At 67.3% G+C, this 5,916-nt stretch carries 6 protein-coding genes; 5 read left to right on the top strand and 1 reads right to left on the bottom strand.

Annotated elements, in window-relative coordinates; all coding sequences use genetic code 11:
- Positions 1-585 (top strand): trehalose-phosphatase (gene otsB, locus LOY02_RS17420; RefSeq protein WP_317183636.1); only part of this gene is annotated, 585 nt, incomplete at its 5' end.
- A 202-nt stretch (positions 586-787) separates the two neighbouring features.
- On the opposite strand, the gene LOY02_RS17415 is transcribed toward otsB, so the two are convergent.
- Positions 788-1,798, bottom strand: a complete 1,011-nt coding sequence (locus tag LOY02_RS17415; RefSeq protein ID WP_317183635.1) for a LacI family DNA-binding transcriptional regulator — start codon at positions 1,796-1,798, stop codon at positions 788-790.
- Positions 1,799-2,003: 205 nt separating this feature from the next.
- On the opposite strand from LOY02_RS17415, the gene LOY02_RS17410 reads away from it, so the two are divergent.
- The 4 genes from LOY02_RS17410 to LOY02_RS17395 all read left to right on the top strand — a co-directional run.
- Complete coding sequence (locus LOY02_RS17410; RefSeq protein WP_317183634.1) at positions 2,004-3,311, top strand: extracellular solute-binding protein; 1,308 nt, start codon at positions 2,004-2,006, stop codon at positions 3,309-3,311.
- 126 nt (positions 3,312-3,437) lie between these two features.
- A complete protein-coding gene (locus LOY02_RS17405) occupies positions 3,438-4,394 on the top strand; it encodes a sugar ABC transporter permease (protein ID WP_317183633.1) in 957 nt (318 codons plus the stop codon).
- A 2-nt stretch (positions 4,395-4,396) separates the two neighbouring features.
- A complete protein-coding gene (locus LOY02_RS17400) occupies positions 4,397-5,245 on the top strand; it encodes a carbohydrate ABC transporter permease (protein WP_317183632.1) in 849 nt (282 codons plus the stop codon).
- A 148-nt stretch (positions 5,246-5,393) separates the two neighbouring features.
- Positions 5,394-5,916, top strand: a 523-nt coding sequence (locus LOY02_RS17395) for an ABC transporter ATP-binding protein (RefSeq protein ID WP_317183631.1), incomplete at its 3' end; no start/stop codon positions are given.

The following is a 5,916-nucleotide window of genomic DNA, read 5'->3' as shown; positions in this document are numbered from 1 at the left end:
CGGACCCTCACGTCGATTGCCGAGGACGAGCCGATCGTGCTCATCGGCAGCCACGGGGCCGAGTCCTCGAGCCGAGCCGTTCGCGACGCGATGGAGGCGGCAAACATCTCTCTCGAGGACGAGGCACTGCTCGCCGCCATCACGGAAGACGTCACGCGGCTGATCTCCGAGCGGCACCCTTCAGCGACATTGGAGCACAAGGCCGCTGCCGTCGTCGTCCACACCCGCGGCCTGCCGCGCGAGGTCGCCGACGCTGCCGTCACCGAAGCCCGCGAGCTCGCCCTCACCCATCCGGGCGTCAAGGTACTCAAGGGCAAGTCGGTCCTCGAGCTGTCGGTGTCGCATGCCGACAAGGGGTCGGCGGTCACCGCCCTGGGACGAGACCAGGCCGTGACCGCACGGGTGTACTTCGGCGACGACGTCACCGACGAGGACGTCTTCACTCGGCTGACCCGTCCGGATGACGTCACGGTCAAGGTCGGGGCAGGATCGACCGCCGCCCGCTACCGGGTCGACGACGAGTCCGCCGTCGTCGCTGCCCTCGACCGGCTCGTGCTGGCCCGCGGCGAGCTCGCCCTGCCCTGACGCACCACGTGCGGCACCCCTCGCAACACGCCCGGAACTTCGCAACTCAGTCCTGATATTTCGCGGATCGGTTGTGAGTTGCCGGGCGTGTTGCAGTTCCGGGGCGCGAGCACGAGGGCAGGCCTGGCGCTTTGGCCTGCGCACCGAGCGTGAGGATCGGCGCGAGCGCTGGGGAGCTCAGCGGCATACGGCCAGCGGCGGGTCAGCGCCGGAGCGCACCCGTCGAGCCGCGCACGACGAGCTCGGGACGGAAGACGTACTCCGCACGCGGGGACGGCTGCCCCGCGATCTCGTCGAGGAGCGCCCGCACGGCTGCCGCGCTCATCGCCATGACACTCTGACGCACCGTCGTCAGGGGCGGATCGGTGAAGGCGATGAGGGTCGAGTCGTCGTAGCCGACGACGGAGAAGTCGCGGGGCACGTGGAGCCCTCGTTTGCGCGCCTCGCGGATCGCGCCGAGCGCCATGAGGTCCGAGCCGCACACGACGGCCGTGCATCCCTTGTCGATGAGCCGCCCGGCCGCGGTCGCGCCGCCCTCGACGGAGAAGAGAGAGCACTCGATGAGGTCGTCGAGGTCGGACCGGCCGAGCAGCTCCTGCATGGAGTTGCGGAAGCCGGCGATCTTGCGGATGACGGGCACGAAGCGGACCGGACCGACGGCCAGCCCGATCTCCCGGTGTCCGAGATTGACGAGGTGATCGAGCGCGAGCCCCATCGAGGCCACCTCGTCGTTGGAGATGAACGGCGCGTCGACGCCCTCGATGTAGCCGTTGACGAGGACGAGGGGCAGGCCCCGCTCCCGCAGGGCGACATAGCGCTGGGGGTCGGTGTTGGAGTCGGCGTGCAGGCCCGAGATGAAGATGATCCCGGCGACGCCGCGGTCGAGGAGCATCTGGACGTAGTCGTCCTCGTGAACGCCGCCGGCGGTCTGGGTGCACAGGACGGGTGTGTAGCCGTTCTGGGCCAGCGAGGTCTCGATCTCCTGCGCGAAGGCCGGGAAGATCGGGTTGGTGAGCTCCGGCACGATGAGGCCGACGAGTCCCGCCGACTTGCGCCGCAGGCGCGACGGCCGGTCGTAGCCGAGCACGTCGAGGGCGGTGAGGACGGCCTGCCGCGTCGAGTCCGCCACCCCGGGCTTGCCGTTGAGCACGCGCGAGACCGTCGCCTCGGACACGCCCGCCTGGTCGGCGATGTCCCTGAGTCTTGCCTTCACGAGCCGCCTCTCTCTTGCGTCCTCCCGCTGGACCCGGCCGGTGACGGACCAAGTGATTCGCGGTCTGACAGGGAGGAACGCCAGGTCATGCCACCGATCTTGCACCATTCTTGCAGAAATTCCGCCGGATTCTTGCAAAGACTTGCAGTTGAGTGCTTGACTCCGATCACACGGTGTCACCCCACCCGATTCCAAGGAGTTGCACATGCGTCGCACCGCAAAGGCCGTCGCGGCCGTCGCGGGCCTCAGCCTCGCCCTCGCCGCCTGTGGCGGCGACTCGGGCACCACGACCGAGCCCGGAGCCACCCAGTCCAGCGCCCCCACCGCCAACCCGGCGGACATCAAGGCCGACCTGACGTGGTGGGACACGTCGGACGCCACGAACGAGGCGCCTGCCTTCAAGGAGCTCATCACCGAGTTCAACAAGACCTACCCGAACGTGAAGATCAACTACCAGTCGGTCCCGTTCGGTGAGGCCCAGAACAAGTTCAAGACCGCCGCCGCCGCGAAGTCGGGTGCGCCCGACATCCTCCGCGCCGAGGTCGCCTGGGTCCCGGAGTTCGCCTCCCTCGGCTACCTCTACGAGCTCGACGGCACCGAGCTGACCGCCGACGCCAGCGACTTCCTCCCGGCCCCTGCAGGGTCGACGAAGTACAACGGCAAGACCTACGGCGTGCCGCAGGTCACCGACTCGCTCGCGCTGATGTACAACAAGAAGCTCCTCGAGGAGGCCGGCGTCGAGGCTCCCACGACCTGGGACGAGATGAAGGCAGCCGCGGCCACAATCGAGGAGAAGACCGGCAAGACCGGCGTCTACCTCAACCCGCAGGGCTACTTCATGCTGCCGTTCATCTACGGCGAGGGCGGCGACCTCATCGACCCCGACGCCAAGAAGATCACCGTCAACTCCCCCGAGGCCGTTGCCGGCGTCAAGAAGGCCCAGGAGCTGCTGGCGTCCCCCGGCTTCGCCAAGCCGCCGGCCACCGACGCCTACACAGCCATGATGAACGAGTTCAAGGCCGGCAACGCTGCGATGATCATCAACGGTCCCTGGGAGGTCAACAACATCAAGGGCGCCACGACGTTCGGCGGACTCGAGAACCTCGGCATCGCGCCCGTCCCTGCTGGCTCGGTCAAGGCCGGCGCCCCGGTCGGCGGCCACAACTATGTCGTCTGGTCCGGCATGCCGCAGGAGAAGGCGCAGGGAGCCATCGCCTTCGTCAAGTTCATGGCGAGCGCCGAGAGCCAGGCCAAGCTGGCCGACACCCTCGGCCTGCTCCCCACCCGCACGTCCGCGTACGACCAGGTGACCAACCCCATCGTCGGCGAGTTCCAGCCCGTCATGGAGGTCGCCGTCGAGCGCGCCTGGATCCCGGAGGGCGGCAAGCTCTTCGGCCCGCTCGACGAGGCCGCAACCAAGATGCTCGTCCAGGGCGAGGACGCACAGCAGGCACTCGACGACGTCGCGCGGAAGTACAAGACCGAGGCGGTCAAGGACTACGCGACCCAGTGAGGTCGGCCGAGTCCGGCTCGACCGGACTCGGTGAGCCAACACGGTGGCGGTGGGACCCGACCGTCCCGCCGCCACCGCTGTGGATCCCACTCTCGGCAGCTTCCCGAAGACCCCAGAGGAACGCGAATGACACGGCTGCGCCACAGCTTCGACAGGTACTGGTACGCGTGGGCGATGGTGACGCCAGTCGTCCTCGTGCTGGCCGTCCTGGTGTTCTACCCGCTGGTCCAGGGGATCTGGATGTCCTTCACGGACATCAACGAGGCGAACCAGGCCGTCGAGGTCTGCCGCAAGACGCTCGGCGGCGGAGAGGTCTGCGAGCCGAACCCGAGCCGGTGGAGCTTCATCGGCCTGGAGAACTACACCAACCTGCTGACCGGTCAGGTGGGCAACTTCTGGCAGCTGTTCCGCATCACCCTGATCTGGACCGTCGTCTGCGTCTTCTTCCACTACACGCTGGGGCTCGGCCTCGCCGTCCTGCTGAACCGGGAGATCCGGGGCCGCGGCCTCTATCGGGTGCTCCTCATCATCCCGTGGGCCATCCCCGCCTTCGTCGCGTCATTCGCGTGGAAGTTCATCTTCGACCGTGACTACGGCATCATCAACGCCGTCCTCGTCGCCCTGGGCCAGTCACGCATCGACTTCTTCGACACGACGGCCAAGTCGCTCGCCGCCGTCATCATCGTCAACATCTGGCTCGGGGTCCCCTTCATGATGGTCGCGCTGCTCGGCGGCCTCCAGTCGGTCCCCGGCGAGCTGTACGAGGCAGCGGAGATGGACGGCGCGACGCCGTGGCAGCGCTTCGTCAACGTCACGCTTCCGAGCCTGCGGCCGGTCTCGGCGTCGGTCATCCTGCTCGGCACGATCTGGACCTTCAACATGTTCCCGATCATCTTCCTGATGAGCCGCGGCGGCCCGGGGGGGACCACCGACATCCTCGTCACCGGCGCCTACAAGGCGGCCTTCGAGGGGATTCGCGACTACTCGCTCGCCGCGACCTACGGCGTCCTCATCCTCTCCATCCTCATCGTCTACTCCATCGGCTATCGATACTTCCTGCGCAAGCAGGGAGAGGTGTGGTGACCATGAGCAGGTCCCGTCCGCGCGGACAGCGCTCCCCCGTCGCGAGCATCGGCATCCACGCGCTCCTCATCTTCACGGCCTTCATCGCCATCTTCCCGGTCGTGTGGATCGCGTTGGCCTCCCTCAAGCCCCGTGAGAACCTCGGCTCGCTCGCCCCGATCGACAGCCCCACGCTCGAGAACTACCTCAACCTGCTCCAGAACACCGACTTCCTCATCTGGTTCCGCAACTCCGTGGTGGTCGCGTCGCTCACGATGATCTTCGGGGTGGCGATGGCGGCAACGGCCGGCTATGCGATCTCGCGCTACAACTTCCCCGGCAAGCGGCCCCTCATGTGGACCTTCCTCATCACGCAGATGTTCCCGGTCGCCATCCTCATCGTGCCGATCTACGCGATCATGTCCTCGCTCGGGCTCATCAACACCCCGGCGTCGCTCGTCATCGCCTACTGCACCGTCGCCGTCCCCTTCTGCACGTGGATGCTGCGCGGCTACTTCGACACCATCCCCAAGGACCTCGACGAGGCGGCCTCGGTCGACGGGCTCGGGCCGTTCGGCACATTCTGGCGGGTCATCCTCCCCCTCGCCCGTCCCGGCCTGGCCGTGACGATGTTCTACACCTTCCTCACGGCCTGGGGTGAGGTGGCCTACGCGAGCGCCTTCATCAACACCAACGACAAGTTCACCCTTGCCTACGGACTGCAGACCTTCGTCCCGCGACCTCCGACCCTGCCGCTGTGGGAGCTGATGACGCCGGCGGCGATCCTCATCACCATCCCGGCCGGGATCGTGTTCTTCTTCGCGCAGAAGCACCTCGTGGCCGGCCTCACCGCCGGCGGCACGAAGGGCTGATCGACCGGGCCGGCACACAAAGGGCGGGTGTCCTGTGGACCCAGCCCAGCGGCATACGACATGATCGAGAGGCCCACCAACCGGAGGGCACCCTTTACAACGGATCGTCCGGCACGTTCCTGCCGGTGAAGGAAAGGCAAAGACGCCAATGGCAACAGTGACGTTCGACAACGCGACGAAGCAGTACGCAGGAAACGCGAAGCCCTCGGTCGACAACCTCAACATCGACATCGCCGACGGGGAGTTCCTCGTCCTCGTCGGCCCCTCCGGCTGTGGCAAGTCCACCGCCCTGCGCATGCTCGCCGGCCTCGAGGAGGTCAACTCCGGTCGCATCCTCATCGGCGACCGCGACGTGACGAACCTGTCCCCCAAGGACCGGGACGTCGCCATGGTCTTCCAGAACTATGCGCTCTACCCGCACATGACGGTCGCCGACAACATGGGCTTCGCCCTCAAGATCGCCGGCGTCGACAAGGCCGAGATCCGCAAGCGCGTCGAGGAGGCCGCGAAGATCCTCGACCTCACCGCCTACCTCGACCGCAAGCCGAAGGCCCTCTCCGGTGGCCAGCGCCAGCGCGTCGCCATGGGCCGCGCCATCGTCCGCTCCCCGCAGGTCTTCCTCATGGACGAGCCGCTGTCGAACCTCGACGCCAAGCTCCGCGTCCAGACCC

The sequence above is a fragment of the Intrasporangium sp. genome (assembly GCF_032907665.1).
GTDB lineage: Bacteria > Actinomycetota > Actinomycetes > Actinomycetales > Dermatophilaceae > Intrasporangium.
Note: the sequence above shows the minus strand (reverse complement) of the source record. Positions and strands in the feature narration are given on the sequence as shown.